Origin of the sequence: Caballeronia concitans, assembly GCF_001544615.1 — a bacterium.
Taxonomy (GTDB): Bacteria; Pseudomonadota; Gammaproteobacteria; order Burkholderiales; family Burkholderiaceae; genus Caballeronia; species Caballeronia concitans.
In genome coordinates, this window is sequence record NZ_FCNV02000006.1 from 80,967 (window position 1) to 106,989 (window position 26,023).

General features: G+C 63.3%; 26 protein-coding genes. 4 read left to right on the forward strand and 22 right to left on the reverse strand.

Going from position 1 to position 26,023, the window contains the following annotated elements; genetic code table 11:
* Positions 1-35 precede the first annotated feature (35 nt).
* Together rimM and rpsP are read right to left on the reverse strand one after the other, a co-directional pair.
* Positions 36-764: a ribosome maturation factor RimM gene (rimM, locus tag AWB72_RS16025; RefSeq protein ID WP_087128229.1), complete on the reverse strand. Its 729-nt coding sequence runs from the start codon at positions 762-764 to the stop codon at positions 36-38.
* A gap of 101 nt (positions 765-865) precedes the next feature.
* The gene (gene rpsP / locus AWB72_RS16030) at positions 866-1,120 is read right to left on the reverse strand and encodes a 30S ribosomal protein S16 (protein ID WP_040051352.1); all 255 of its coding nucleotides are present in this window, start codon (positions 1,118-1,120) and stop codon (positions 866-868) included.
* A 247-nt stretch (positions 1,121-1,367) separates the two neighbouring features.
* Here rpsP and AWB72_RS16035 point away from each other — a divergent pair, with 247 nt between their 5' ends.
* A complete protein-coding gene (locus AWB72_RS16035) occupies positions 1,368-1,859 on the forward strand; it encodes a TM2 domain-containing protein (RefSeq protein WP_087128230.1) in 492 nt (163 codons plus the stop codon).
* Positions 1,860-1,868: 9 nt separating this feature from the next.
* Here AWB72_RS16035 and AWB72_RS16040 read toward each other — a convergent pair whose 3' ends face one another.
* Together AWB72_RS16040 and AWB72_RS16045 are read right to left on the reverse strand one after the other, a co-directional pair.
* Positions 1,869-2,993, reverse strand: coding sequence for a PA0069 family radical SAM protein (locus tag AWB72_RS16040; RefSeq protein WP_087128232.1), 1,125 nt, complete (start codon positions 2,991-2,993; stop codon positions 1,869-1,871).
* A 70-nt stretch (positions 2,994-3,063) separates the two neighbouring features.
* Positions 3,064-3,552: an Lrp/AsnC ligand binding domain-containing protein gene (locus tag AWB72_RS16045; protein ID WP_087128234.1), complete on the reverse strand. Its 489-nt coding sequence runs from the start codon at positions 3,550-3,552 to the stop codon at positions 3,064-3,066.
* A 139-nt stretch (positions 3,553-3,691) separates the two neighbouring features.
* Here AWB72_RS16045 and AWB72_RS16050 point away from each other — a divergent pair, with 139 nt between their 5' ends.
* Positions 3,692-4,984: a D-amino acid dehydrogenase gene (locus AWB72_RS16050; RefSeq protein WP_087128235.1), complete on the forward strand. Its 1,293-nt coding sequence runs from the start codon at positions 3,692-3,694 to the stop codon at positions 4,982-4,984.
* A 60-nt stretch (positions 4,985-5,044) separates the two neighbouring features.
* On the opposite strand, the gene AWB72_RS16055 is transcribed toward AWB72_RS16050, so the two are convergent.
* The 6 genes from AWB72_RS16055 to AWB72_RS16080 all read right to left on the reverse strand — a co-directional run bounded on the left by AWB72_RS16055 (position 5,045) and on the right by AWB72_RS16080 (position 11,318).
* Positions 5,045-6,835, reverse strand: coding sequence for an acyl-CoA dehydrogenase (locus AWB72_RS16055; protein ID WP_087128237.1), 1,791 nt, complete (start codon positions 6,833-6,835; stop codon positions 5,045-5,047).
* A 110-nt stretch (positions 6,836-6,945) separates the two neighbouring features.
* Entirely contained in the window at positions 6,946-7,881 is a 936-nt protein-coding gene (locus tag AWB72_RS16060; protein ID WP_087128239.1) for an electron transfer flavoprotein subunit alpha/FixB family protein, read from the reverse strand.
* Positions 7,881-8,630 (reverse strand): electron transfer flavoprotein subunit beta/FixA family protein, encoded by a 750-nt coding sequence (locus AWB72_RS16065; RefSeq protein ID WP_087128240.1) that lies wholly within the window; start codon positions 8,628-8,630, stop codon positions 7,881-7,883. The genes AWB72_RS16060 and AWB72_RS16065 overlap by 1 nt, the downstream gene beginning before the upstream one ends.
* 190 nt (positions 8,631-8,820) lie before the next feature.
* On the reverse strand, positions 8,821-9,615 hold the full coding sequence (locus tag AWB72_RS16070) for a MetQ/NlpA family ABC transporter substrate-binding protein (RefSeq protein WP_087128241.1): 795 nt from the start codon (positions 9,613-9,615) through the stop codon (positions 8,821-8,823).
* A 25-nt stretch (positions 9,616-9,640) separates the two neighbouring features.
* The gene (locus tag AWB72_RS16075; protein WP_087128243.1) at positions 9,641-10,294 is read right to left on the reverse strand and encodes a methionine ABC transporter permease; all 654 of its coding nucleotides are present in this window, start codon (positions 10,292-10,294) and stop codon (positions 9,641-9,643) included.
* Positions 10,284-11,318 (reverse strand): methionine ABC transporter ATP-binding protein, encoded by a 1,035-nt coding sequence (locus tag AWB72_RS16080; protein ID WP_087128244.1) that lies wholly within the window; start codon positions 11,316-11,318, stop codon positions 10,284-10,286. Before AWB72_RS16080 ends, AWB72_RS16075 begins: the two co-directional genes overlap by 11 nt.
* Positions 11,319-11,493: 175 nt before the next feature.
* Between AWB72_RS16080 and AWB72_RS16085 the strand changes: the two genes are divergently transcribed.
* The gene (locus AWB72_RS16085) at positions 11,494-12,375 is read left to right on the forward strand and encodes an alpha/beta hydrolase (RefSeq protein ID WP_087128246.1); all 882 of its coding nucleotides are present in this window, start codon (positions 11,494-11,496) and stop codon (positions 12,373-12,375) included.
* Here the strand turns inward: AWB72_RS16085 and AWB72_RS16090 are convergent.
* Positions 12,372-13,295 carry a histone deacetylase family protein gene (locus AWB72_RS16090; RefSeq protein WP_087128248.1) on the reverse strand — a complete coding sequence of 308 codons (924 nt, stop codon included), beginning with the start codon at positions 13,293-13,295 and terminating at the stop codon, positions 12,372-12,374. The two genes, AWB72_RS16085 and AWB72_RS16090, sit on opposite strands and share 4 nt — an antisense overlap.
* A gap of 307 nt (positions 13,296-13,602) precedes the next feature.
* Between AWB72_RS16090 and mltB the strand changes: the two genes are divergently transcribed.
* The gene (gene mltB / locus AWB72_RS16095; RefSeq protein WP_040051339.1) at positions 13,603-14,760 is read left to right on the forward strand and encodes a lytic murein transglycosylase B; all 1,158 of its coding nucleotides are present in this window, start codon (positions 13,603-13,605) and stop codon (positions 14,758-14,760) included.
* 57 nt (positions 14,761-14,817) lie between these two features.
* On the opposite strand, the gene cysM is transcribed toward mltB, so the two are convergent.
* The 11 genes from cysM to aroA form a co-directional block, all read right to left on the reverse strand.
* A complete protein-coding gene (gene cysM / locus AWB72_RS16100; RefSeq protein WP_087128250.1) occupies positions 14,818-15,720 on the reverse strand; it encodes a cysteine synthase CysM in 903 nt (300 codons plus the stop codon).
* A 251-nt stretch (positions 15,721-15,971) separates the two neighbouring features.
* On the reverse strand, positions 15,972-16,340 hold the full coding sequence (locus tag AWB72_RS16105; protein ID WP_087128252.1) for a ComEA family DNA-binding protein: 369 nt from the start codon (positions 16,338-16,340) through the stop codon (positions 15,972-15,974).
* 72 nt (positions 16,341-16,412) lie between these two features.
* Positions 16,413-17,405 carry an ADP-glyceromanno-heptose 6-epimerase gene (rfaD, locus tag AWB72_RS16110; RefSeq protein WP_087128254.1) on the reverse strand — a complete coding sequence of 331 codons (993 nt, stop codon included), beginning with the start codon at positions 17,403-17,405 and terminating at the stop codon, positions 16,413-16,415.
* 19 nt (positions 17,406-17,424) lie between these two features.
* Positions 17,425-18,402, reverse strand: a complete 978-nt coding sequence (gene rfaE1 / locus AWB72_RS16115; RefSeq protein WP_244285648.1) for a D-glycero-beta-D-manno-heptose-7-phosphate kinase — start codon at positions 18,400-18,402, stop codon at positions 17,425-17,427.
* Positions 18,368-19,771: a UDP-glucose dehydrogenase family protein gene (locus tag AWB72_RS16120; RefSeq protein ID WP_040051335.1), complete on the reverse strand. Its 1,404-nt coding sequence runs from the start codon at positions 19,769-19,771 to the stop codon at positions 18,368-18,370. Before AWB72_RS16120 ends, rfaE1 begins: the two co-directional genes overlap by 35 nt.
* 70 nt (positions 19,772-19,841) lie before the next feature.
* Positions 19,842-21,017, reverse strand: a complete 1,176-nt coding sequence (lapB, locus tag AWB72_RS16125; RefSeq protein WP_040051334.1) for a lipopolysaccharide assembly protein LapB — start codon at positions 21,015-21,017, stop codon at positions 19,842-19,844.
* Between the two features lie 91 nt (positions 21,018-21,108).
* The gene (locus AWB72_RS16130; protein ID WP_040051333.1) at positions 21,109-21,402 is read right to left on the reverse strand and encodes a LapA family protein; all 294 of its coding nucleotides are present in this window, start codon (positions 21,400-21,402) and stop codon (positions 21,109-21,111) included.
* 317 nt (positions 21,403-21,719) lie between these two features.
* On the reverse strand, positions 21,720-22,049 hold the full coding sequence (locus AWB72_RS16135; RefSeq protein ID WP_035959682.1) for an integration host factor subunit beta: 330 nt from the start codon (positions 22,047-22,049) through the stop codon (positions 21,720-21,722).
* Positions 22,050-22,071: 22 nt separating this feature from the next.
* Entirely contained in the window at positions 22,072-23,805 is a 1,734-nt protein-coding gene (rpsA, locus tag AWB72_RS16140) for a 30S ribosomal protein S1 (protein ID WP_208863151.1), read from the reverse strand.
* A 153-nt stretch (positions 23,806-23,958) separates the two neighbouring features.
* Positions 23,959-24,639, reverse strand: coding sequence for a (d)CMP kinase (gene cmk, locus AWB72_RS16145; protein ID WP_087128384.1), 681 nt, complete (start codon positions 24,637-24,639; stop codon positions 23,959-23,961).
* Positions 24,640-24,714: 75 nt separating this feature from the next.
* Positions 24,715-26,019 (reverse strand): 3-phosphoshikimate 1-carboxyvinyltransferase, encoded by a 1,305-nt coding sequence (aroA, locus tag AWB72_RS16150; RefSeq protein ID WP_087128259.1) that lies wholly within the window; start codon positions 26,017-26,019, stop codon positions 24,715-24,717.
* Between the last annotated feature and the right edge of the window lie 4 nt (positions 26,020-26,023).

The following is a 26,023-nucleotide window of genomic DNA, read 5'->3' on the forward strand; positions in this document are numbered from 1 at the left end:
TCCGTTTTCTGCCGATGCCCGAAACGAACACCGGATTAATAGTCGGCGTGCCAGTCGACGATGATGCGCTTCGCCGCCCGATCCACCGTCTTCACATACACGCCGACGAACGGAATGAGCCGCTCGCCGGTAACAGGCTCGCCATCCTTCGTCGCGCCCGGATACTCGATCCGGAGGATGGAATGCGCGCCGTTGTCGATCATGTCGGCAACGCGGCCGAGCGCCACGCCCGCCTCGTTTTCGACTTCCATGCCGATCAGATCGACCCAGTAGAACTCGTCTTCGTCGTCGAGCTTCGGAAAGTCGCTACGGGCGATATGCACCGTATGACCCTTCAGCGCGAGCGCGGCGTCGCGGTCGTCGCAGCCTGCGAGGCGCGCGACGATCGAATCGCTGTGCACCTTCGACTGCATGCAGCGCGCGGACTTGCGATCGCGGTTCTTGACGAGCCACCAGCGCTTCACGGCCAGCATTGCGTCGCCGCCCGACTTGCCGTTCGCATGCGGCATGACCTTGACCCAGCCTTTCAGGCCGTAGGCATCCGCGATGAAACCGACTTCCACCGCGTCTTCCGGAAGCTGCTCGACCGGCTCGATACCGCCAGCGGGCTCTTCGTTGTCAGCGGCAGAAGCGCCGGCCGCCACGCGGCGCGCGCCCGGCTTGCGGACGAACGCGCCAAACGTGGCGGCATCTTCCTGTTGCCCCGGCTTCGGTTGACTGATGGCGCCGGTTTCGCGGCCGTTTTGGGGATCACGCGCGGGCATCAGCGAACCTTTGGGCAAATTTGGAACGACTACGCGATCAAGCCGCGCCTTGCGGCGCGAACGGATCGCTTCGATCGATCAGACGACTTAGTACGCCTAGCTTAGGCAGCCGGCTGAGCTTGCTGCGACTGCTTGACCAGACGCTCGACGGTCGGCGACAGTTGCGCGCCAACGCCTTGCCAGTAGCTCAGGCGATCTTGAGCGATACGCAGCGACTCGCCCTTCGTGGCGACCGGGTTGTAGAAACCCACGCGCTCGATGAAGCGGCCGTCACGGCGGCTACGCGAATCGGTTGCGACGATGTTGTAGAACGGGCGCTTCTTCGAGCCGCCACGAGCCAGACGGATGATGACCATGCTGAAATCCTTGAAAACCGGGGTTCGGAACTACCAGAACACGCGATTATAGCGGGAAACCAAAGCGCGAACAAACACTTAACGCATTTTTCGCGTGCAGCGTGCGTCTGGGAAGATTTTTGACCGACGCCCAGCCGCCCGGAAAGCCGCAATGTGACGTTCTGTTGCGGCTGTCGCCTGCGTCGTAGAATGACGGATTGCGCGGCGTCCGCACGCGTATGTTCACCTTTTAATACTGCTTTCGCTGATGACTTCCCCGTCCGTCGCCGCGCATTCCGCCCCGAAGCCGACCCCGACTTACTTTCGCTCGAAGACGCTCACCGCGGCGCTGGCGTTTCTCTTCGGCAGCATCGGTCTGCACCGCTTCTATCTGTATGGTCTGCGCGACAAGTACGGCTGGGCGCATATCGTCGGCATTGTGATGGGCGCGTTCGGCTATCTGATGCTCGCGGCCACCGAGCGTACGTCGGTGCTCGGCTGGGCGCTCGCGGTGCCCGGCGCGATCTCGCTGCTGGCGGCGTTTCTGTCGGCGATCGTCTACGGCCTGCGCCCCGACGCGAAGTGGGACGCGCAGTTCAACGCGCACACGAATCGTCAGAGCGATTCCGGGTGGACCGTCATTTTCGTCGTGATCTTCTCACTGCTGATCGGCGCGTTTCTGCTCATGACCGGACTGGCGCTGACGTTCCAGACTTACTTCGAAGGCCAGGTCGAGGCTGCGAAGACACTGTCGCAGTAATCGACGGCTTCAGAACAAGTCGAGCTGCCCAGTTTTTGGTGGCATTTTAACGATCGCCGGCCGCTTGAAATCCGACATGTCCAGAATGCCGCGATTGCGCTGATTTAGCCCGAGCCGCTTGGTCGCCTGATGGAAGCGCTGCTTCAGCATGTCGGCCCATAAGCCCTCGCCCTTCATGCGCGTGGCGAAATCGGAGTCGTAGTCCTTGCCGCCGCGCATGTCGCGCACGCGGCTCATCACGCGATCCGCCCGCCCGGCGAAATGCGCGGTCAGCCAGTCCTTGAAAAGCGGCGCCACTTCCCACGGCAGGCGCAGCACGATATAGCTCGCCGTCGTCGCGCCCGCCTCCGCGCACGCTTCGAGCACGCGCTCGAGATCCGGCTCGGTCACGAACGGAATGACCGGCGCGATGCTCACGCCCACCGGAATGCCCGCCTCGGCGAGCGTGCGGATGGTGCGCAGCCGGCGCGACGGCGTGGCCGCGCGCGGCTCGAGCGTGCGCGCGATGTCGGCGTCGAGCGTGGTGACGGTGATTGCCGCCATGAACTGCCCGCGCTCGGCCATCGGCGCGAGCAGATCGATATCGCGCTCGATCAGCGACGACTTCGTGATCGCCGCGAACGGATGCCCGCAGTCGTGCAGCACTTCGATCACGCGGCGCGTCAGCTTCAGGTCGCGCTCGACCGGCTGGTAAGCGTCGGTGTTGACGCCCAGCGCGATGGGATCGGGTTGATAGTTCGGCTTGGCAAGCTCGCGTTCGAGCAGCTCACCGGCATTGATCTTCGCGTAGATGCGACTTTCGAAATCGAGCCCGGGCGATAGCCCGAGGTAACTATGCGTCGGCCGGGCGAAGCAATAGATGCAGCCGTGCTCGCAACCGCGATACGGATTCAGCGAAACGGTGAACGGAATATCCGGCGAGTTGTTGCGCGTAAGAATGCTCTTGGCGCGCTCTTCGAACACCTGCGTGCGCAAAACGGGCGCGCCGTCGTCGTCGGCTGTTTCGTGCGTCCAGCCGTCATCGACGGATTCGCGCGCGTCCTTCTCATACCGCCCCTGCATGTTCGTGACCGCGCCGCGCCCCTTGAGCGGCGCAGGCGGAGCAACAGGAAATTCGCGGTCCGGCGTGGGCATTGCGGTGAGTGCGTTCGTCGATATACCTGTATAAATATACAGTATCGCCACGTCACCGCAAGCGAAAATTTCACACTTCGACGGGGATGGTCAGCGTCTCCTTGATCTCTTCCATCACCACGTAGCTTTTCGATTGCACCGCGCCCGGCAATTGCAGAAGGATGTCCCCGAGCAACTTCCGATAATCCGCCATTTCACCGATGCGCGCCTTGATCAGATAGTCGAAGTCGCCCGAAACGAGGTGGCATTCGAGCACTTCCGGGATGCGCTGCACTTCGCGCCGGAACTGCTCGAACATGTTGCCGCTCTTGTGATCCAGCGTGATCTCGACGAAAACGAGCAGCGCCGCGCCGAGATGCGTGGGGTTCACGCGCGCGTAATACCCGGTGATGACACCATCGCGCTCCATGCGCTTCACGCGCTCGATGCACGGCGTCACCGACAGCCCGACGCGCTCCGCCAGATCCTTCATAGCAATGCGTCCGTCCTGCTGAAGAATGTTCAGGATCTTGTGATCGAGCTTGTCGAGCGCCCGGACCGGATTTCGCTGCGTTCTCATGTGTTATTCCTGAAAATCCGCCAAATACGATAACTAAAACTGGCTCTCAATCAATATTATAGGCGATAACACTAGACGGACAATCTGTCGCAGACCACATCGGCTGCCGTGTCCCGTCCATCGAAGAAACGGAGATCTCATGCGTATCGTTATTCTCGGAAGCGGCGTCGTCGGCGTGACGAGTGCGTACTATCTGGCTCGCGCCGGACACGAAGTCACGGTCATCGACCGCGAAGCCGGCCCCGCGCTCGAAACGAGCTTCGCCAACGCGGGACAGATTTCACCGGGATACGCGTCGCCGTGGGCCGCGCCGGGCGTGCCGCTGAAGGCCGTCAAGTGGATGTTCGAGAAGCACGCGCCGCTCGCCATTCGTCTCGACGGCACGGTGAATCAGCTTCAGTGGATGTGGCAAATGCTGCGCAACTGCACGCAGGAGCGCTACACGGTGAACAAGGGCCGCATGGTGCGGCTCGCCGAATACAGCCGCGACTGCCTGCAGGCGCTGCGCGCCGACACCGGCATTCAGTACGAAGGCCGCACGGGCGGCACGCTGCAGCTTTTCCGCACGCAACAACAACTGGATGGCGCGGCGAAGGACATCGAAGTGTTGAAGGACGCGAAGGTGCCGTTCGAGCTGCTGTCGTCGGCGGAACTGGCGAAGGCGGAGCCGGCGCTCGCCGCCGTGTCGCACAAGCTGACGGGCGGGCTGCGTCTACCGAACGACGAGACCGGCGACTGCCAGATGTTCACCACGCGCCTGGCCGCGATGGCCGAAGCGCTCGGCGTCAAGTTTCGCTACAACACGCCGATCGATGCCCTCGCCGTCAACAACGGCCGGATCGCGGGCGTGAAATGCGGCGCGGAACTCGTGACGGGCGATTCGTATGTCGTCGCGCTCGGCTCGTATTCGCCGAAGCTGCTGGGCGATCTCGTCAAGATTCCGGTTTATCCGCTGAAGGGCTATTCGATCACCGCGCCGATCGTCGACGCGAACCGCGCGCCGGTTTCCACGGTGCTCGACGAGACGTACAAGATCGCGATCACGCGCTTCGACGACCGCATCCGTGTGGGCGGCATGGCGGAAATCGTCGGTTATGACAAGACGCTGAAGCAGGCGCGCCGCGAGACGCTCGAAATGTGCGTGAACGACCTGTTCCCCGGCGGCGGCGACACGGCGAGTGCGAGATTCTGGACGGGCCTGCGCCCGATGACGCCGGACGGCACGCCGATCGTCGGCCGCACGCCGGTGCCGAATCTGTTCCTGAACACGGGTCACGGCACGCTCGGCTGGACGATGTCCTGCGGCTCGGGCCAGTTGCTCGCCGATCTGATGTCGGGCAGGCAGCCGGCCATCCGTTCGGACGACTTGTCGGTGCATCGCTATACGGGCGATATCGGCAGGAATACGCGTCCGGCTTACGCGGAAGTCTGATCGTCGAGTTGAATTCGACAAAAAACGGCGCCTTCGAGACTGAAGGCGCCGTTGTCTTTTCTAGAACTGATCTTCGCTCAGCGCGAGCACGCCTTCGCTGCCGTTCGCGCTGACGATCGCCGCTTCGAGCCCCGGCGCGAGCGACAGAATGTGCTCCGCGTAGAACTGCGCCGTCGCGATTTTCGCCGAATGGAACGGCTCGTCTTCCGCGCGCCGCGTGTGCGAGACGAGCATCGCGCGCGCCATTTGCCATCCGCACAGCACGATGCCCGCGAGCCGCAGATACGGCACGCTGCCGAGAAACACCGCGTTCGGATCGCTCTTCACTTTCGCGACGATGAATTCGATCGACCGCCCGAGCGACAGGCTGCCCGCGCTCAAGTGACGATGCATCGACTTGAACGGCTGGCCTTCGACATCGGAGAGCGCCGCGATGGTCTGATCGATCTGCGCGAGCAGCAGTTGCGCGGTCGCGCCGCCGTCGCGCACGGTCTTTCGGCCGATCAGATCGTTCGCCTGAATCGCGGTCGTGCCTTCGTAGATCGGAAGAATGCGCGCATCGCGGTAATACTGCGCGGCGCCTGTCTCTTCGATGAATCCCATGCCGCCGTGAACCTGCACGCCGATGCTCGCGACATCGACGGACATTTCCGTGCTGAAGCCTTTGATGATCGGCACGAGAAATTCGTAGACCGCCTGATGCTTCTTGCGCTGTGCCTCGTCCGGATGCGCATGCGCGATATCGCTGTGCGCGGCCGCGACATACGCGAGCGCACGCGCGCCTTCGGTGTACGCGCGCATCGTTGCGAGCATGCGGCGCACGTCGGGATGATGAATGATCGTCGCCGCTTCCTTCGCGCTGCCATCGACGGGACGACTTTGCACGCGCTCTTTCGCGTACGCGACCGCATGCTGATACGCGCGCTCCGACACGCCCACGCCCTGCATGCCGACTGCAAAGCGCGCCGCGTTCATCATGATGAACATGTATTCGAGCCCGCGATTTTCCTCGCCGACCAGATGGCCGGTTGCACCGCCGTGATCGCCGAATTGCAGGACCGCAGTCGGGCTCGCCTTGATGCCGAGCTTGTGCTCGATCGAGACGCAATGCACGTCGTTGCGCGCGCCGAGCGAGCCGTCGTCGTTGACGAGAAACTTCGGCACGATGAAAAGCGATATGCCTTTCACGCCTTCGGGCGCGTCGGGCGTGCGCGCGAGCACGAGGTGCACGATGTTCTCCGCCATGTCGTGCTCGCCGTATGTGATGAAGATCTTCGTGCCGAAGAGCTTGTACGTGCCATCGCCTTGCGGCTCGGCGCGCGTGCGCACCAGCGAGAGATCGGAGCCGGCTTGCGGCTCGGTGAGATTCATCGTGCCGGTCCATTCGCCCGCGATGAACTTCGGCAGATAGCGCGCCTTCTGCTCGTCGGTGCCGGCGGTGAGCAGCGCTTCGATCGCGCCGTCCGTCAAGAGCGGACACAGCGCGAACGAGAGATTCGCGGAGTTCAGCATTTCGATGCACGCGGTCGCGATCAGCTTCGGCAGATTCTGTCCGCCGAACTCGGACGGATGCACGACGCCTTGCCAGCCGCCTTCCCCGAACTGACGGAACGCGTCCTTGAAGCCGGGCGTCGTCCGCACTTCGCCGTTCGACCATGCGCTCGGATCGCGGTCGCCCACGACGTTCAGCGGCGCGACCACTTCGCCGGAGAAACGCGCGGCTTCCTCGACGACGGCCTGCGCGGTATCGAGGTTGCCGTCTTCGAAACCGGGCAGCGTGGCAATGCTGTCCAGGTCAGCCAGTTCCCTCATGACGAACAGCATGTCCTTGATCGGGGCGCGGTAGCTCATTGTCGTGTCTCCTCCATGTGCAATGCTTTTCTCGTCCAGCGGATACAAAAAAGGGCGCAACGGTCGTCGCGCCCTTCGCTCCTGCGTGCAGCGGCTCACGCCGCGCGCGCTCAGCCGAGCTCTTTGACCAGCTCCGGCACGACCGCGAACAGATCGCCGACGAGGCCGTAATCGGCCACGCTGAAGATCGGCGCTTCGGCGTCCTTGTTGATCGCGACGATGACCTTGCTGTCCTTCATGCCCGCCAGGTGTTGAATCGCGCCCGAAATGCCGACCGCGACATACAGTTGCGGCGCGACGATCTTGCCCGTCTGACCGACTTGATAATCGTTCGGGACATAACCCGCATCGACCGCCGCACGCGATGCGCCCAGCGCCGCGCCGAGCTTGTCCGCGAGCGGTTCGAGCACTTGCGTGTAGTTCTCGCCGCTGCCCAGCCCACGGCCGCCCGACACGATGATGTGCGCGCTCGTCAGCTCAGGCCGATCCAGCTTCGTCACTTCGCGCGACACGAACGACGAGATGCCCGCATCCGCCGCGGCTTCGATCTTCTCCACCGACGCATTGCCGCCTTCCGCCGCGACCGCATCGAAGCCGGTGCCGCGTACGGTGATGACCTTGATCGGATCGCTCGATTGAACCGTCGCGATTGCGTTGCCCGCGTAGATCGGACGCTCGAAGGTATCGGCGCTGACGACGGCGGTGATGTCGCTGATCTGCGCGACATCGAGATGTGCCGCGATGCGCGGCGCAACGTTCTTGCCGTAAGCCGTGGCCGGCGCGACGATATGCGAATAATCCTTCGCGATGTTCAGCACCGTCGCTTCGACGTTCTCGGCAAGCCCTTCGGCGAGTTGAGGCGCATCGGCGAGCAGCACCTTGGAAACGCCCGCGATCTTCGCGGCTGCATCCGCCGCGCCTTGCGCGTTCGAACCTGCGACGAGCACGTGCACATCGCCGCCCATCTTGGCCGCTGCCGCGACCGTGTTCAGCGTCGCCGATTTGATCGACGCATTGTCGTGTTCCGCGATTACGAGAGTCGTCATCAGATCACCTTTGCTTCGTTCTTCAACTTCTGGACCAGCGTGCTGACGTCGGGCACCGTGACGCCCGCGCTGCGCTTCGGCGGCTCGACGACCTTCAGCGTCTTCAGACGCGGCGTCACATCGACGCCGAGATCGACAGGCTTCACCGTAGTCAGCGGCTTCTTCTTCGCCTTCATGATGTTCGGCAGCGTCACATAACGCGGCTCGTTCAGACGCAGATCCGTCGTGACAACTGCGGGCAGCTTCAGCGACAGCGTTTCCGCGCCGCCATCCACTTCACGCGATACGGTGGCCTTGCCATCCGCGACCGTCACCTTCGATGCGAACGTCGCTTGCGGCAGACCCGCCAGCGCGGCAAGCATCTGACCGGTTTGATTCGAATCATCGTCGATAGCCTGCTTGCCGAGGATCACCAGCTCAGGCTTCTCCTGATCGACCAGCGCCTTCAAAATCTTCGCGACGGCGAGCGGCTGCAAATCTTCGTTCGACTCGACGAGAATCGCGCGGTCCGCACCGATCGCGAGCGCCATACGCAGCGTTTCCTGCGATTGCGTCACGCCGCACGACACGGCGATCACTTCGGTCGCCACGCCTGCTTCCTTCAGACGAACCGCCTCTTCCACGGCGATTTCATCGAACGGGTTCATCGACATCTTCACGTTGGCGATATCGACGCCCGTGTTGTCCGACTTCACGCGGACCTTCACGTTGTAGTCGACCACGCGCTTGACTGGCACCAGAATTTTCATGCACACGCTCCAAAGTTACGATTACGTCAACCCAGGCTCATTATACGAGCGGCGCGTCTGCCGTTTCCCCCCTTAAACGGGTGGGCCGGGTTAGCGTGCAATAGATTGGGATTGAATCGAGCTTGCGCCCAATGTAAAAGAACGACCGTTCGATTTCAATCCCAAAAAACCCCAACAGCCGTCGCCGCGATTACCACGCCGTGATGACCGCGCCCGCGTACTTGCCTTCGATGAACTGCTTCACTTCCGCCGAGTGATACGCGGCGACGAGCTTGCCGACCCACGGCTTGTTCTTGTCGGCGGCGCGGATCGCGATGATGTTCGCGTACGGGCCGTGCGGATCTTCGATGGCGATCGCGTCCGACTTCGGCTTGAGGCCCGCTTCCATCGCGAAGTTCGTGTTGATGGCGGCGGCATCGACGTCGGCGAGCGAGCGCGGAATCTGCGCCGCGTCCAGTTCCACGATCTTCAGCTTCTTCGGATTCTCGACGATATCGAGCGGCGTCGCCTTCAGTCCGGCGTCCGCGCGCAGCTTCAGCAAGCCCTGCTTTTGGAGCAGCAGCAAGGCGCGGCCGCCGTTGGTCGGATCGTTCGGCACCGCGATGCGCGCGCCGTTCTGCAATTCGGAGAGCGACTTGAGCTTCTTCGAATAGATGCCCATCGGGAACGTGACGGTATCGGCCACCTTGATGAGCTTGTAGCCGCGATCCTTCACTTGCGCGTCGAGATACGGCTGATGCTGATAGCTGTTCGCGTCGAGATCGCCGGCGGCCAGCGCGGCGTTCGGCTGCACGTAGTCCGAGAACTCGATGACGGTGATCTTCAGCCCGTTCTTCGCGGCGACCTGCTTCACCACTTCCATGACCTGCGCGTGCGGGCCGCCCGTCACGCCGACCTTGATGGCGTTGTCATCGGCATGAGCCGCGCCGAACAGCGACGCCGCGCCCAGGGCGGCTGCGAACTTCAGAATGAATCGACGTTGCATCTGCTGACCTTTCCTTTCGATGGTTTTATTTATGACTCAGACGGCGCACGAGCCAGTCGCCGAACGACTGCACGAGCTGCACGAAGACGATCAGGATCACGACGACCGTCAGCATCACTTCGGGCAGGAAGCGCTGATAGCCGTAGCGGATGCCCAGATCGCCCAGGCCGCCGCCGCCGATCGCGCCCGCCATCGCCGAATAGCCGACGAGCGACACGAACGTGATCGTCAACCCCGCGACGACGCCCGGCAGCGATTCCGGCAACAGCACCTTGAACACGATCTGGCTCGTGGTCGCGCCCATCGCCTGAGCGGCTTCGATGAGGCCGCGGTCCACTTCGCGCAGCGCCGTTTCGACGAGACGCGCGATGAACGGCGCCGCAGCGATGGTCAGCGGGACGACCGCCGCCGCCGTGCCGATCGACGATCCGACGACGAGCCGCGTGAATGGAATCACCGCGACGAGCAGGATGATGAACGGCGTCGAGCGCACCGCGTTGACGATGCCGCCGAGCACGCGATTCACGCCCACGTTCTGCAGCACGCCGTCGCGATCGGTCAGATAAAGCAGCACGCCGAGCGGCAAGCCGAGCGCCGCGCCGATGAGCCCCGAGATGCCGACCATGATCAGCGTTTCCCAGGACGACTGCACGAACATGTCGAACATTTCACTCAACATGGGAAAGCTCCTCCACCACGACGCCTTGCGTGCGCAAATAAGCGATCGCCTCGGCGACCTTCACCGGCTGTCCGCCCGCGAGCACCGCGAGCGAGCCGAACGCCTGGCCCTGAATCTCGTCGATCTGGCCATGCAGGATGTTGAAATCGAGTTCGTAGCGGCGGATCGTTTCCGAGAGAATCGGCTGATCGACGCCCGAGCCCGTGAACGCGAGCCGCAGCAAATGACCGCTGCCGGTCGAAAGACGTTCCGCGACGCGCGCCTTCAATGCAGGCGGCAACTCGTGCGCGATGACATCGCCGATCAGCGCGCGTGTGACTTCGTGACGCGGCTGCATGAACACATCGACGACCTTGCCTTCTTCGACGACGCGCCCGGCATCGAGCACCGCGACGCGATCGCAGACCTGCTTGATCACTTCCATCTGATGCGTGATGAGCACGATCGTCAAACCCAGCTCGCGATTGATCTTACGCAGCAAATCGAGGATGGCGCGCGTGGTTTCGGGATCGAGCGCGGACGTGGCTTCGTCGGAGAGCAGCACGCTCGGCGTGCTCGCGAGCGCCCGCGCGATGCCCACGCGCTGCTTCTGGCCGCCGCTGATTTGCGCCGGATATTTGTCCTTGTGCTGGGTGAGGCCGACGAGATCGAGCAGCGGCAGAACGGTCTCTTCGATTTCCGCGCGATTCTTGCCCGCGAGTTCCAGCGGCAGCGCGACGTTGCCGAACACCGTTCGCGACGACAGCAGATTGAAGTGCTGAAAGATCATGCCGATGTCGCGGCGCGCGGCGCGCAAATCGTCCTTGCCGAGCGTCGTGAGATCACGTCCATCGACGACGACATTGCCTTCGCTCGGACGCGTGAGCAGGTTGATCGTGCGGACCAGCGTGCTCTTGCCCGCCCCGCTGCGCCCGATGATGCCGAAGATTTCGCCGGCGGGAATCGCCAGATTGACGTTATGCAGCGCTTCGACCCAGCCTCGGGGTCCCGCGAAGCGCTGCGAGAGATTACGAATTTCGATCATGCGCCGGTCATGAAAATGCAAACGGCGGAAGGCTTCGCCGGGTGGAGACACCCGCGCAGCCGGCCGCCGCTGGTTTTTCTGCTGTTTTATGAGAAGCGCAATTTTACAGGACGGCCATCATTCTGTTTAATAATGAATTCCGATCGACTAATTACTGCGGGATATTTAAAGGCTCATGGCACGGAACGTTTATTCGACGAGCAGCATCACGACACGGCAAGGCGTCGAACTCTTTCTGCATCGCTGGCAGCCTGCGCCGCCGACCGAACTGCGGGCGCGTATCGCGCTGCTGCACGGACTCGGCGAGCACGGCGGCCGATACGACGCGCTCGCGCTGGCGCTGAACGCGGCGGGCATCGAAGTGATCGCGCTCGATTTGCGCGGACACGGCAAGTCGACGGGCGAGCGCGCGTATGTGCGCGTCTTCAACGACTATCTGAGCGATGCCGACGTGCTGCTCGAAGCGTGCGCCGCCACGCCGCCCACCGATACGCCGCTCTTCCTGATGGGCCACAGCATGGGCGGGACGATCGCCGCCTTGCACGCCGCCGAACGCGCGCAGACGCGCAAACTCGCGGGACTGATTCTGTCGAGTCCGGCGCTCGTGCCCGGCAAGGAAATGCCGCGCTGGAAAGCGAAGCTGAGCCGGATCGTCGGGACGCTGCTGCCGCGCTGGCGCGCGTTCAAGATCGATCCCGCGTTGCTTTCGCGTGCGCCCGGCGTCGTGGAGGCGTATCGGCGCGATCCGCTCGTGCATCACGGGCCGATTACCGCACGCACCACCGCGCAGATTCTTGCCGCGATGGAGCGCATTGCGGCGAAGCGCGGCGAGATCGAGCTGCCGTATCTGATCTTCCACGGCGCCGCCGACGCTATCTGCGATCCGGCGGGCACACGCGAATTCGAAGCCAACGCCGGCTCGACCGACGCGACGCTCGCGATCTACGAAGGCAGCTATCACGAGACGCTGAACGATCTCGACCGCGACCGCGTGATCCGCGCGATCATCGACTGGACGACGGTGCGCGCGGACTATGCGCGCAGCCGCCCGGTCTAGATTTCCGCGAGCGAGCGCAAGTGCGCGACCACGCTGCGCCCGAGCGCCGACAGGTTGTATCCGCCTTCCAGACAACTCACGATGCGCCCCTGCGCATGCCGGTTCGCCACCGCGCGAATCTGGTCGGTGATCCACGCGTAGTCGTCTTCGACGAGGCCCATGTTGCCGAGATCGTCCTCGCGATGCGCGTCGAAGCCGGCCGAGACGAAGATCATCTGCGGCTTGAACTCGTTCAGACGCGGCAGCCACATCAGATCGACCACCTCGCGCACCGCCATGCCTTTCGTGCGCGCGGGCAGCGGCACGTTCACCATGTTCGGCGCGTGGCTGTCGGCGCCGCTGAACGGATAGAACGGATGCTGGAAGAAGCTGCACATCAGCACGCGCGAGTCGCCGGTGAAGGCGGCTTCGGTGCCGTTGCCGTGATGCACGTCGAAATCGATCACCGCGACGCGCTGCAGGCCATGCACTTCGAGCGCATGACGCGCCGCAATGGCGACGTTGTTGAAGAGGCAGAAGCCCATCGCGCGCGCGGGCTCCGCGTGATGACCGGGCGGACGCACGCTGCAGAACGCGTTGTCGTAACGCCCTTCGATGACCGCATCGGTGGCCGCGATCGCCGCGCCCGCCGCCCGCAGCGCCGCGCGATACGACGCCGGGCACATCGATGTATCCGGGTCCAGCTCGCTGCGCCCGTGCTCCGGCGTCCGGCTCTTGATGTAATCGATGTGCGCCTGCGTATGCACGCGCGCGAGATCGTTCTCCTCGGCGAGCGGCGCTTCTTCGCGCTCGATCAGGGAATCGATGCGGCTCGCGATGAGCTGGTCTTCGATCGCCTGCAGCCGCGCCGGGCACTCGGGATGCCACTGGCCGTTGTCATGCTGCAGGCAGTCGGGATGGGTATAGAAGCCGGTGGCCATGATGTCTCGCAGTGCCGTTGTCGTCGGCTCTCGTCTCGTGTTTTTTCGTCATACGCGATTCCCGCGCCGCGTCTTTGGCGTTAAGTTACCACACCGTTCCGAACCGCTGCTTCCGGGCGGGCATCGGGCTTGCGCGCATGGGGCGTCGGTTATACTGCCCCGACGCCTCGGCAGGCCGGCCCATGATCGACGGCATGTTGCAGGACGTTGCGTCCGGTCGAGAATCGTTGCATCGGGAACGGCGGCGCGTCGAAGAAAGCGCGCTCGACTATCCGGCATCGCCCCCTATCGCCTCATCACGCACACTATGACTTTTCAGTTTGCCCCGCTCGACTCCACCTTCAGGCCGCTGACGCGCGCGTTCATCGCTTCCCTCTTCTGCGCAATCGGCGTCATGTCCGGCACCAGCGCCGTGGCGCAGTCCCAGCAGCCGCAAAACGCGACGCAGCAAGGGCAAGTGTTCGAAGAAGAGATCGTGCCGCAGCGTTACGCGAACAACCCGAATGTCGAAGCGTTCATCAACGACATGGTCGCGCGCTACGACTTCGATTCCGCGAAGCTGCACGATCTCTTCAATCGCGTGAGCTACTCCGCGACGGCCGTGAAACTGGTGCTGCCGTCGCCGACGCCGTCGACGAAGAACTGGCGCGTGTATCAGTCGCGCTTCATCGAGCCGGTGCGCATCGACGCGGGCGTGAAGTTCTGGCGAGCGAATCAGGCGACGCTGCAGCGCGCGTCGGCGCAGTTCGGCGTCCCGCCGGAGGTGATCGTCGGGATCATCGGCGTGGAGACCATCTACGGCCGATACATGGGCAACTTCCGCGCGCTCGATGCGCTGACCACGCTCACGTTCGATTACCCGAACACGCCGAACCGCCTCGAGCGTCAGGCGACGTTCCGCAAGAATCTCGAAGACCTGCTGGTCTGGACGCGCGATTCGCAGATCGATCCGTCGAGCGTGCTCGGCTCGTACACCGGCGCGATCGGCATTCCGCAGTTCCTGCCGAGCAGCATCGTGCAGTACGCGGTGGATTTCGACGGCAACGGGCGCATCGATCTGCGCACGAGCCAGGCCGATGCAATCGGCAGCGTCGCGAATTATCTGAAGCAGAACGGCTGGGAACCGGGCCGTCCGGTCGTGTGGCGCATTGCGGGCGACGAAGGCAGCCAGGGCATCGCGCAAGCCGCCGCCGATGGTCAGGCGGAGCCGCACTGGTCGCTCGCCCAGTTGACGAAGGCCGGCATGCTGATGGCCGAGCCGGGGCTGGATATCGCGGCTGAAGCGGCGACGCCGCTCACTGTCGTCGATCTGCCGACGCCCGGCCGCGCGACCGAATACACGCTCGGGACCAAGAACTTCTACGTGCTGACGCGCTATAACCGCAGCTTCTTTTATGCGCTCGCGGTGTATCAGCTCGGCGAGGCGGTAAAGGCGCGCATGGCGGCGACGAGCGCCAGCCAGTAACTTGGGATTCGATTAAAACGCGCGGTTGCCGGTTGCGACGGACCGCGCGTTATTCGTTCAGGCGGGGAAGACGCCCGTCGACAGATAGCGGTCGCCGCGATCGCACACGACGAACACGATGGTCGCGTTTTCCAACTGACGCGCCACGCGCAGCGCGACTTCACACGCGCCGCCCGACGAAATGCCGGCGAAGATGCCTTCCACCGATGCGAGCCGGCGAGCCATCGCCTCCGACGCCGCCTGACTCACGTTCTCCACGCGATCGACACGGCTGCGATCAAAAATCTTCGGCAGATACGCTTCCGGCCATTTGCGAATGCCCGGAATGCGCGAGCCTTCTTCCGGCTGCGCGCCGACGATCTCGATATTCGCGTTCTTCTCTTTCAGATACTTCGACACGCCCATGATCGTGCCCGTCGTGCCCATCGACGAAACGAAGTGCGTGATGCGCCCTTCGGTCTGCTGCCAGAGTTCAGGACCCGTCGTTTCGTAGTGCGCGAGCGGATTGTCCGGATTCGCGAACTGATCGAGGATGATGCCCTTGCCGTCGCGCTGCATCTGATCGGCGAGATCGCGCGCGTATTCCATGCCGCCCGTCACTGGCGTCAGGATGATCTGCGCACCGTACGCGCCCATGCTCTGGCGACGTTCGATCGACAAATCCTCCGGCATGATCAGCACCATCTTGTAGCCGCGCACGGCGGCGGCCATGGCGAGCGCGATGCCCGTGTTGCCGCTCGTCGCTTCGATCAGCGTATCGCCCGGCTTGATGCGGCCGCGCTCTTCAGCTTTCCTGATCATCGACAGGGCCGGACGGTCCTTCACCGAGCCCGCCGGGTTATTGCCCTCGAGCTTGCCGAGCACGACGTTGTTGCGGCTGCGGATTTCATCGTCCACGACGCGGACGAGTTGCACGAGCGGCGTGTTGCCGATCGTGTCTTCGATAGTCATGTAAGCCATAAGCGGACCGGATGTCGATTCCCGCGGCGAACGCATCGGCGGCGCTCGGGGGATTGTGATGTAGGAATTGATCGATTGTAGCCCACCGGTCTCCCGGATGCGTCGCGCCCCTCTCGCGCGGATGGCTTCCGCGCTCACGCAAAAACCCGCGGCGAGACAAAGCCGCGGGGAGCCCAATACATCTGAAGGCTGAAGGAGCGTGATCCGATCCGGCGTGCCGGCGCCGACGCTGCGCCGGCACGCCGCGCTGCTTACTTCTTGACGACAACCGGCTTCGACGCCGACGACGACGCCACCGGCGTCGCGTTGACGCCGTTAGCGCCGTTAGTCCCCGCCGCTGCCGTCTTCGGCGCGTTGCCGATGCTCAGGCCCTCCGCCTCCAGACGCTGCACCGTCTTGCCGCCCATGCCTTTCACACGCGAGCTGAGATCGGCCGCGTCCTTGAACGGGCCGTGCGCCTGACGCTCGTCGAGAATGGCTTTCGCTTTCGCCGGACCGATGCCCTTGATGCCGCGCAGTGCATCGGTATTGGCGGTATTGACGTCGACCGCCGCGAGCGCCGACCCGATGGAAAGGGTGAGCGCGAACGCGACGATGGTTGAGAGTGCTTGCTTGAACATACTGGTCTCCAGAAGAACCGGCCGGCGAACAGTGCCGACCGCGAGACCAGTGTAGAGAGACTTCGAGGCCGTTTATAGCTGGCCGAATAGCCAACGCACGTAGCGATCAACGCCTTCCTGAACGGTCAAAAACGGCGCGTCGTAGCCGGCTGCGCGCAAGCGCGATTGATCGGCTTGCGTGAAGCATTGGTACTTGCCGCGCAGCGCGTCGGGGAACGGAACGTACTCGATCAGCCCGCGCTGCACCAGTTCGGCGAGCGACAGCGCCGCTTCGCCGTTCATCGCCCGCAGCGAATTGACGACGGTGGACGCGATGTCGTTGAACGGCTGCGCGCGCCCCGTGCCGAGGTTGAAGATGCCCGACTTCTCCGGATGATCGAGGAAGTGCAGATTGACCTTCACCACGTCTTCGACGGAGACGAAATCGCGCGTCTGCTCGCCCGCCGCATAACCGTTGTATTCGCCGAACAACTTGACCTTGCCTTCCGCGCGGAACTGGTTGAAGTTGTGGAACGCGACGGACGCCATGCGCCCTTTATGCGTTTCACGCGGCCCGTAGACGTTGAAGTAGCGAAAGCCGACGATCTGACTGCCCGCCTTCGGCAAGACCTGACGCACGATCTGATCGAACAGGAACTTCGAATAGCCGTACACGTTGAGCGGCTTCTCGACTTCACGCTCTTCGACGAAGCGGCTCGAACCGCCGTAAGTCGCCGCCGACGACGCGTACAGAAACTGCGCGCCCTGCTCGAGACAGATGTCCATCACGTCCCGGCTGTAGCGGAAGTTGTTGTCCATCATGTAGCGGCCGTCGGTTTCCATCGTGTCCGAACAGGCGCCTTCGTGGAAAACGGCACGCACGCGGCCAAAATCGCCGCGACGAAAACGCTCGACGAATTCGCTCTTGTCGAGGTAATCGTCGATCTCGCAATCGACCAGATTCTTGAATTTGTCGGCGCGGGTGAGGTTGTCCACCGCGATCACGCGATGCTCACCGCGCTCGTTGAGCGCCTTGACGATATTGCTGCCGATGAAGCCGGCCGCTCCGGTAACGATAAAAGTCATGGCGATGTGTGGAAGTGGATCAGGCGAAGAGTTCGTTGTATTCGACGGTCGCCGTGCCGAGCTTGCCCACGACGATACCCGCCGCGCGATTGGCGTAGACGATGGAGTCCACGAGCGGCACGCCCGCGCCGAGCATCGTTGCAACCGTTGCAATGACGGTGTCGCCGGCACCCGATACATCATACACTTCACGCGCTTCGGCCGAATTGTGCAGCACTTCGCTCTCGGTGAAGAGCGTCATGCCCTCTTCCGAACGCGTGAGCAGGAGCGCGCTCAGGTCGAGGTCCGCGCGCAGCTTCGTCACCCGTTCGTGCAAGTCTTCTTCCGACTTCCACTGGCCGATCACTTCGCGCAACTCCGCGCGATTCGGCGTGATGAGCGTCGCGCCGCGATAGCGCTCCCAGTCGTCGCCCTTCGGATCGACGAGCACGGGTTTGCCGGCGGCTTTGGCGTCGCTGATCATCTGCGTGACGTGCGTCAGGCCGCCCTTCGCGTAATCGGACATCAGGATGACGTCGTGCTGCGGCAGCAGTTCCGCGAAGCGTTCCTGGCACGCGCGCAGCACTTCGTGATTCGGCGTGTTCTCGAAATCGACGCGCAGCAGTTGCTGCTGGCGCGACAACACGCGCAGCTTGATGGTCGTGAGCAGTTCGGGATCGCGGGCGAGATGCCCCGTCACCTTGCTCTCGCCGAGCAATTCGACGATGCGCTCGCCCGGTTCGTCATGTCCCACCACGCAGAGCAGGCCCGCCTGGGCGCCGAGCGCCGCCGCGTTGCGCGCGACGTTCGCCGCGCCGCCCAGTCGATCTTCCTTCTTCTGCACGTGCACGACCGGCACCGGCGCTTCGGGCGAGATGCGGTTCACATCGCCGAACCAGTACCGGTCGAGCATCACATCGCCGACCACCAGCACGCGCGCCGCCGAAATGCGGGCGCGCGGCACCACAGGGATATTGGCCGGCTTATTGCCGGCTGCCATTGCCGTCGAGTTCGACATGGGGACGTCCTATTGCAAAATAATCGATGCCCAGTTCGGCCATCGTTTCCGGTTCATACAGATTGCGGCCGTCGAAGATCACCGGCATCTTCAGCTCGCTCTTCAAGTGCCCGAAGTCGGGGCTCTTGAATTCCTTCCACTCCGTCACGATGACGAGCGCATCCGCGCCCGTCAACGCTTCCTGCTGCGTGTTGACGAAATTGAGACGCTGCATGTCGTCGTTGCGGTCGGCAAGATCGAGCGCGAAGACGCGCTGCGCTTCCTGCATCGCAACGGGATCATACGCGCGCACCGTCGCGCCGCGCTCCAGCAGCGACGCGATCAGGCGGCGGCTCGACGCCTCGCGCATGTCGTCCGTGTTCGGCTTGAACGCGAGTCCCCACACGGCGAACGTGCGGCCGCGCAGGTCCTCGCCCATGCGCTTGACGATCTTGTTGACGAGCACTTCCTTCTGGCCGTTGTTGACCTCTTCCACGGATTCGAGAATCCGCAGCCGATGCCCGTTCTCGCGCGCCGTCTGCACGAGCGCCTGCACGTCCTTCGGGAAGCACGAGCCGCCGTAACCGCAGCCCGCATACAAAAAGTGATAGCCGATTCGCGGGTCCGAGCCAATACCGCGACGCACCGATTCGATATCCGCGCCGACGGCATCCGCGAGATTCGAGAGGTCGTTCATGAACGAGATGCGCGTGGCGAGCATGGCGTTCGCGGCGTACTTCGTGAACTCGGCGGAACGCACGTCCATGTACAGCGTGCGCTCGTGATTGCGGTTGAACGGCGCGTAGAGGCGCTTCATCATTTCGCGCGCGCGATTGCCGGCCTGATCGTCGTCGATGCCGATCACGATGCGATCCGGTCGCATGAAGTCGTCCACCGCCGCGCCTTCCTTCAGGAACTCCGGATTCGATACGACGGAAAAGCCGTGCTTGTCCGCGCCATCGAGACCACGCGCCTTCAGCTCTTCTTCGACCACGCGCTTCACTTGAAGCGCCGTGCCCACCGGCACCGTCGACTTGTCGACGATCACCTTGAAGCCGTTCGAATAGCGCCCGATGTTGCGCGCCGCCGCGAGCACGTACTGCAGGTCCGCGGAGCCGTCTTCGTCGGGCGGCGTGCCGACCGCGATGAACTGGATATCGCCATGTTCGACGCTCGCCTTGACGTCGGTGGAGAACTGGATGCGCCCCGCTGCACGGGTGCGCTTGAGCATTTCCTGAAGGCCCGGCTCGTGAATCGGCACGCCGCCACTGTTGAGGATATCGATCTTGCGCGGATCGACGTCGACGCAAAACACATCATTGCCAATTTCAGCGAGACATGCGCCGGTCACCAGACCGACATAACCCGTACCCACGATGGTAACTTTCATAGCTCTCCGTTGGTTCAAAGGAGCCGGCCGTGGCGGGCGTTGAGAAGAACACGCCCGCCTTCATGGCGATTCAGGCCGGGCTCGTGATGGGTTCGACGCGTCGCGGCGTGTAAGTTTCCCAGCCGCTGCATCCAGGACATTGCCAATAGAATAGACGCGCGCGGAAGCCGCACGTCTGACAGGTATATCGCGGCAAATTCTTCGTGCGCTGCCTGACGAGCGTGCGCATCAGTTCCAGTTCGCCTCGGCGCGGTTCTTCGGCGGTCGCTTCCTGTGCTTCGAGCAGGCGCGTCATGCCGGCGAGATTCGGCGCGCTTTGCATCTGCCTGCGTGCGAGCGCGTGCGCCGCATCGAGGCCGCGCAGTTCCTGAACGTGCTTGTACGCGACATCGAGCAGATCGTTCGACGGATAGCGCGTCGCGTAGTCGATCAACAGATCGACGCCCTCTTCCTTGCGCCCGAGCGCGGCGTATGCCTTCATCAGCTTTTCCGCGACGAGCGGCAGATACGCCTCGTTCTGCGCTTCGACGCGCTTCCATCCCGCGATCGCGGCGTCGAGATTGCCGGCGGCGGCTTCGACATCGCCGGCGAGAATGGTCGCGCGCACGTTGTCCGGATTCGATGCCAGCGCGAGCTTCAGTTCGGCGCGCGCATCGTCGAGATTCTTGCGTTGCAGCGCTTCCTGCGCGAGCTCGCAATGGAAATGCGCGATTTCCATATGCAAGGAAGGCGCGCCCATCTTCTCGATGCGCTCCGCGGTCGCGATGGACTTCGGCCAGTCCTTTTCGATCTCGTAAATGGTGAGCAGCGCGCGCTGTGCGCCGAGCGAGTATTCGCCCGCTTCGAGCGACCGGAACGTCTCTTCGGCGCGATCGAGGAGACCCGCCTTCAGGAAGTCCTGGCCGAGTTCATACAGCGCGTGATCGCGTTCGGCGGCGGGAAGATCCGCGCGGCTCAACAAGTTCTGATGCACGCGGATCGCGCGGTCCGTCTCGCCGCGCCGGCGAAACAGATTGCCGAGCGCGAAGTGCAGTTCGATGGTTTCGGGATCGAGCTTGGCGACTTCGATGAACGCGTCGATCGCTTTGTCGTGCTGCTCGTTGAGCAGGAAATTGAGGCCGCGAAAGTACGAGCGCGGCAAATTCGCATTCTCCGACAGCAGCGTTTTCAGATCGTAACGCGACGCCATCCAGCCCAGCGCGAAGGCCACGGGGATGACGAGCAGCCACCAAAAGTCTAGATCCATGCGAGTTTGTCGTTGAGTCGGTTAGGTGTCTGCCGTTTCGCAGTCTTTAAGGCGCTTGCGAAGCCCGCCGCGTCGTCGTGGCGAACGATGCTCAGATGAGCGGCGGCATCGGCGGTTCTTCCCTGACCACCGGCGTTTCGCGCGCAACGCGCAATTCGCGCTTCAGGCGGCCGTTCTCCATGCGCAGGCGCAGCATCGGCGTGACTGCCGAGACGAGCCCCGCCAGCAGGCCCACGCCGAAGAACGCGAGCCCGATGAGAATCAGCGGCGCTTGCCAGACATAGCCTGCGAGAAACCTCAGTTCCGCCGTCTGGGTATTGGCGAGCGCCAGCACCAGCAGCAGCACGAAGACCAGAACGCGGATCAGCCAGACAATGAATTTCATGTGGGGTCTCGCAAGAGCGGTTGCATCTCGCGGCCTTCCCGCCGGTCGGCCTACGTGATTACCCGAGTCAAAGTGACCGGTATTGTAATGTATGCGTTCGACCGGAAGCATCGAAGCACGGGCAACGCCTCGGCCGGAATGTAAGCGTCTGTGTGCGCTACCGAACGTGCGGACGGTAACGTCGACGCGAAGCGCTCGCGGCGGACGTAAAAAAAGCACCCCGAGGGGTGCTTTCTGGTCGATTGCCTCATGGCCGGACGTCGCGACGATCGGTGTTCCCACGTACGCAGGAACCGGTCGGCACGGATGCGCGCCGATCAGAGATCGTCCGCATCGTCGTCATTCGACGCCTTCAGCGGCTCGCCCGCGCGGCCATCGACGCGTTCGCGCAATTCCTTGCCCGGCTTGAAGTGCGGCACGAATTTCTCCGGCACCAGCACCTTTTCACCCGACTTGGGATTGCGCCCCACGCGCGACGGACGACGATTGAGCCCGAAGCTGCCGAAGCCGCGAATCTCGATGCGATGACCGTTGGCCAAGGCCTCCGACATCGCATCGAGCATCGTCTTCACTGCGAAATCCGCGTCCTTGAGGACAAGTTGCGGAAATCGCAGCGCCAACTGGGCGACCAATTCACTTTTGGTCATACTGCAGCAGTGCCTTTAAGGCTTAGCTGTTCTGGCCGTCGAGCTTGGCCTTGAGCAGCGCGCCGAGGTTGGTCGTACCGGTCGCGGCGGCGTTCGAATCCGAAGCCTGCAGGCCGCGCATGGCTTCCTGCTGTTCGGCCGAATCCTTCGCCTTGATCGACAGGTTGATACCGCGCGACTTGCGATCGATGTTGATGATCATCGCGTTGACCTTGTCGCCTTCCTTCAGGACGTTGCGGGCATCTTCCACGCGGTCTTGAGCGATTTCCGAAGCACGCAGGTAGCCTTCGACTTCGCCCGACAGCGTGATGACCGCGCCCTTCGGATCGACCGACTTCACCGTGCCGTCGACGATAGCGCCCTTGTCGTTGATCGCGACAAAGTTGCTGAACGGGTCGCCTTCGAGCTGCTTGATGCCGAGCGAAATGCGTTCCTTCTCGACGTCGATGCCCAGAACCACGGCTTCGACTTCGTCGCCCTTCTTGTACTTGCGTACGGCTTCTTCGCCGGTTTCCGACCACGACAGATCCGACAAGTGAACCAGACCGTCGATGCCGCCAGGCAGACCGATGAACACGCCGAAGTCGGTGATCGACTTGATGGCGCCGCTGATCTTGTCGCCCTTCTTGAAGTTGCGGCTGAAGTCATCCCACGGATTCGGCTTGCACTGCTTCATGCCGAGGGAGATACGGCGGCGGTCTTCGTCGATTTCGAGAACCATGACTTCGACTTCGTCACCGAGCTGAACAACCTTCGACGGCGCGACGTTCTTGTTGGTCCAGTCCATTTCCGACACGTGGACGAGGCCTTCGATGCCCGATTCCACTTCGACGAATGCGCCGTAGTCGGTGATGTTCGTGACCTTGCCGAACAGGCGCGTGCCCGACGGGTAACGGCGCGAGATGCCTTCCCACGGATCGTCGCCCAGTTGCTTGATGCCGAGCGAAACGCGGTTCTTCTCTTGGTCGAACTTGAGGATCTTCGCGGTGACTTCCTGGCCGACCGACAGCACTTCCGACGGGTGACGCACACGGCGCCATGCGATGTCGGTGATGTGCAGCAGGCCGTCGATGCCGCCGAGGTCCACGAACGCGCCGTAGTCGGTGATGTTCTTGACCACGCCTTCGACGATCGCGCCTTCCTTCAGCGTCTCGAGCAGCTTCGCGCGCTCTTCGCCTTGCGTCGCTTCGATGACGGCGCGGCGCGACAGCACGACGTTGTTACGCTTGCGGTCGAGCTTGATGACGCGGAATTCGAGCGTCTTGCCTTCGTACGGCGTCGTGTCCTTGACCGGACGCGTGTCGACGAGCGAACCCGGCAGGAACGCGCGGATGCCGTTGACCATCACGGTCATCCCGCCCTTCACCTTGCCGGTGATGGTGCCGGTCACGAGTTCGTTGTTGTCCAGCGCCTTTTCCAGCGACAGCCACGAAGCAAGACGCTTCGCCTTGTCGCGCGACAGAATGGTGTCGCCATAGCCGTTTTCCAGCGCGTCGATCGCGACGGAAACGAAGTCGCCCGCCTGCACTTCCACTTCACCCGCGTCGTTCAGGAACTCTTCGAGCGGAATATAGGCTTCGGACTTGAGACCAGCATTGACGACCACGAAGTTGTGGTCGACGCGCACGACTTCGGCGGAGATCACTTCGCCGGCGCGCATGTCTTGCTTGGTCAGCGACTCTTCGAACAGAGCCGCGAAAGATTCGTTATTCGGGGTGGAGGTTTGCAGGTCGGACATAAAAATCGATATTTGCACAGCCTTGGCGCGATGGTCCTCGGTGGTCCGGATTGCCGGGCGCTGGACCGGTAAGTGCGCGAAGCCGCACGGGGTTAAAGGGTTTAACACACGCTCCGCCTCGCGGCGGAACACCTTGCTTTACAACAGATACTACTGGGCTACCACGAAAAATCAGACGCGAACCGCGCTGTACCAGCCGATGATCTGCTCGACCGCCTGGTCGATGGACAAGCCGGAGGTGTCCAGCGTCTTCGCATCCGCTGCGGGCTTGAGCGGCGCGGCGGCCCGGTTGGTGTCCCGGGCGTCGCGTTCGCGCAAATCGCGCAGCAAGTCATCCATATTAGCAGAAAAGCCTTTTTGCATCAATTGCTTATGCCGTCGCGCCGCGCGGGCCTCGACACTCGCGGTAAGAAAGACCTTAAGCGTGGCGTCCGGGAAGATCACGGTGCCCATGTCGCGACCATCCGCGACGAGGCCCGGACGCTTGCGGAACGCGCGCTGGCGGGCGACCAGCGCCTGCCGCACTTCCGGATGAACGGCGATGGCGGACGCGCGATTGCCGACTTCTTCCGCCCGGATTTCGCTCGATACATCGACGCCGTCGAGCTGCGCGCATCCTTCGCGAAACGTGATATGCAGGTCGCCGACGAGTTTTGCAAGCGCGGCGGCGTCGCCGTTGTCGATGCCGTAGCGGATGCTCGCCAGCGCCGCGAGCCGGTAGAGCGCGCCGCTGTCGAGCAGGTGGAAGCCGAGCGTGGCCGCGACCAGCGCCGCGACGGTTCCCTTGCCCGAAGCCGTCGGCCCGTCGATGGTGATCACTGAAATGGGGTCGAAAGGACGGGTCGGTTTCATTGCATGTGGCCCATCAGGCCCGTTGTTGCGGTCGTTGAACTGAAAATCGTCGCGCTTCACGATGCGTCGCTCCGGTCATGCCGTCACGAGCGTCGCGAAACGGTCGAAATAATCGGGGAACGTCTTGTTGACGCACTTCGGATCGTTGATGCGCACGGGCACGCCGCCGAGACTCACGAGCGAGAAGCACATGGCCATGCGGTGATCGTCGTAGGTGTCGATCGCGGCGTTCGGCGTGAGCGTGGCGGGAGGCGTGACGACGAGGTAATCCGCGCCCTCTTCGACCGTCGCGCCGACCTTGCGCAGCTCCGTCGCCATGGCGGCGATGCGGTCCGTTTCCTTCACGCGCCAGCTCGCGATATTGCGCAGCGTCGTCGTGCCGCTTGCGAAAAGCGCGGCCACGGCGATTGTCATCGCGGCGTCGGGAATCAGGTTGAAATCCATGTCGATGGGCGCGAGCCGGCCGTCGTCCGACTCGACGCCGCGCACTTCGATCCAGTCGTCGCCCATCATCACGTTCGCGCCCATGCGATTGAGCGCGTCCGCGAAACCGACGTCGCCCTGAATGCTCGAGCGCCCGACGCCTTCGACGCGCACCGGGCCATGCCCGATCGCGCCCGCCGCGAGGAAATACGACGCCGACGACGCATCGCCTTCGACCATGATCGCGCCCGGCGAACGGTAGCCCGCGCCCGCCGGCACCGTGAAGCTGGCCCAGCCGTCGCGCTCGACCGTGACGCCGAAGCGTTCCATCAGCCGGATCGTGATCTCGATGTACGGCTTCGAGATGAGTTCGCCTTCGACTTCGATCGTGACCGGACCGCTGCGGCCTTCGATCACGGGCAGGCTCATCAGGAGCGCGGTGAGGAACTGGCTCGACACGTCGCCGCGCACGCGGATCGGCTTGTCGACGGCGATCTTCGCCGCGTGAATCTGAAGCGGCGGAAAGCCGTCGTTCTGCTCGTAGTCGATGGACGCGCCGATCTGGCGCAAGCCGTCGACGAGATCGCCGATCGGCCGCTCGTGCATGCGCGGCACGCCGTGCACGCGATATTCGCCGCCGTTGACGGCCAGCGCCGCCGTGAGCGGGCGCACCGCCGTGCCCGCGTTACCGAGAAACAGCTCCGCCGATTTCGACGGAAACGCGCCGCCCGTGCCGGTCACGATCACGCGCTCGCCATCGCGCTCTACCGAAACGCCGAGCGTTTCGAGCGCGGCGAGCATCACGCGCGTGTCGTCGGAATCGAGCAGATTGGTGATCGTGGTTTCGCCCGCCGACAGCGCCGCGAGCAGCAGCACGCGGTTCGAAATGCTCTTCGAGCCGGGCAGCCGCACCGTGCCGGACGCGCGAGCAAAAGGTCCGAGATCGAGATGTTCCATGGTG

Excerpts from the sequence above, each read along its gene's own strand:
- cysM (WP_087128250.1), bottom strand. The coding sequence starts at position 15,720 with ATGGCTTACATGACTATCGAAGACACGATCGGCAACACGCCGCTCGTG.
- AWB72_RS16120 (WP_040051335.1), bottom strand. The coding sequence starts at position 19,771 with ATGAAAGTTACCATCGTGGGTACGGGTTATGTCGGTCTGGTGACCGGC.
- AWB72_RS16060 (WP_087128239.1), bottom strand. The coding sequence starts at position 7,881 with ATGACGACTCTCGTAATCGCGGAACACGACAATGCGTCGATCAAATCG.
- AWB72_RS16065 (WP_087128240.1), bottom strand. The coding sequence starts at position 8,630 with ATGAAAATTCTGGTGCCAGTCAAGCGCGTGGTCGACTACAACGTGAAG.
- AWB72_RS16085 (WP_087128246.1), top strand. The coding sequence starts at position 11,494 with ATGGCACGGAACGTTTATTCGACGAGCAGCATCACGACACGGCAAGGC.
- rimM (WP_087128229.1), bottom strand. The coding sequence starts at position 764 with ATGCCCGCGCGTGATCCCCAAAACGGCCGCGAAACCGGCGCCATCAGT.
- mltB (WP_040051339.1), top strand. The coding sequence starts at position 13,603 with ATGACTTTTCAGTTTGCCCCGCTCGACTCCACCTTCAGGCCGCTGACG.
- rpsP (WP_040051352.1), bottom strand. The coding sequence starts at position 1,120 with ATGGTCATCATCCGTCTGGCTCGTGGCGGCTCGAAGAAGCGCCCGTTC.
- AWB72_RS16135 (WP_035959682.1), bottom strand. The coding sequence starts at position 22,049 with ATGACCAAAAGTGAATTGGTCGCCCAGTTGGCGCTGCGATTTCCGCAA.
- AWB72_RS16080 (WP_087128244.1), bottom strand. The coding sequence starts at position 11,318 with ATGATCGAAATTCGTAATCTCTCGCAGCGCTTCGCGGGACCCCGAGGC.
- AWB72_RS16050 (WP_087128235.1), top strand. The coding sequence starts at position 3,692 with ATGCGTATCGTTATTCTCGGAAGCGGCGTCGTCGGCGTGACGAGTGCG.
- AWB72_RS16045 (WP_087128234.1), bottom strand. The coding sequence starts at position 3,552 with ATGAGAACGCAGCGAAATCCGGTCCGGGCGCTCGACAAGCTCGATCAC.
- AWB72_RS16105 (WP_087128252.1), bottom strand. The coding sequence starts at position 16,340 with ATGTTCAAGCAAGCACTCTCAACCATCGTCGCGTTCGCGCTCACCCTT.
- cmk (WP_087128384.1), bottom strand. The coding sequence starts at position 24,639 with ATGAAACCGACCCGTCCTTTCGACCCCATTTCAGTGATCACCATCGAC.
- AWB72_RS16075 (WP_087128243.1), bottom strand. The coding sequence starts at position 10,294 with ATGTTGAGTGAAATGTTCGACATGTTCGTGCAGTCGTCCTGGGAAACG.
- rfaD (WP_087128254.1), bottom strand. The coding sequence starts at position 17,405 with ATGACTTTTATCGTTACCGGAGCGGCCGGCTTCATCGGCAGCAATATC.
- AWB72_RS16055 (WP_087128237.1), bottom strand. The coding sequence starts at position 6,835 with ATGAGCTACCGCGCCCCGATCAAGGACATGCTGTTCGTCATGAGGGAA.
- AWB72_RS16035 (WP_087128230.1), top strand. The coding sequence starts at position 1,368 with ATGACTTCCCCGTCCGTCGCCGCGCATTCCGCCCCGAAGCCGACCCCG.
- rfaE1 (WP_244285648.1), bottom strand. The coding sequence starts at position 18,402 with ATGTCGAACTCGACGGCAATGGCAGCCGGCAATAAGCCGGCCAATATC.
- AWB72_RS16130 (WP_040051333.1), bottom strand. The coding sequence starts at position 21,402 with ATGAAATTCATTGTCTGGCTGATCCGCGTTCTGGTCTTCGTGCTGCTG.
- lapB (WP_040051334.1), bottom strand. The coding sequence starts at position 21,017 with ATGGATCTAGACTTTTGGTGGCTGCTCGTCATCCCCGTGGCCTTCGCG.
- AWB72_RS16090 (WP_087128248.1), bottom strand. The coding sequence starts at position 13,295 with ATGGCCACCGGCTTCTATACCCATCCCGACTGCCTGCAGCATGACAAC.
- aroA (WP_087128259.1), bottom strand. The coding sequence starts at position 26,019 with ATGGAACATCTCGATCTCGGACCTTTTGCTCGCGCGTCCGGCACGGTG.
- AWB72_RS16070 (WP_087128241.1), bottom strand. The coding sequence starts at position 9,615 with ATGCAACGTCGATTCATTCTGAAGTTCGCAGCCGCCCTGGGCGCGGCG.
- AWB72_RS16040 (WP_087128232.1), bottom strand. The coding sequence starts at position 2,993 with ATGCCCACGCCGGACCGCGAATTTCCTGTTGCTCCGCCTGCGCCGCTC.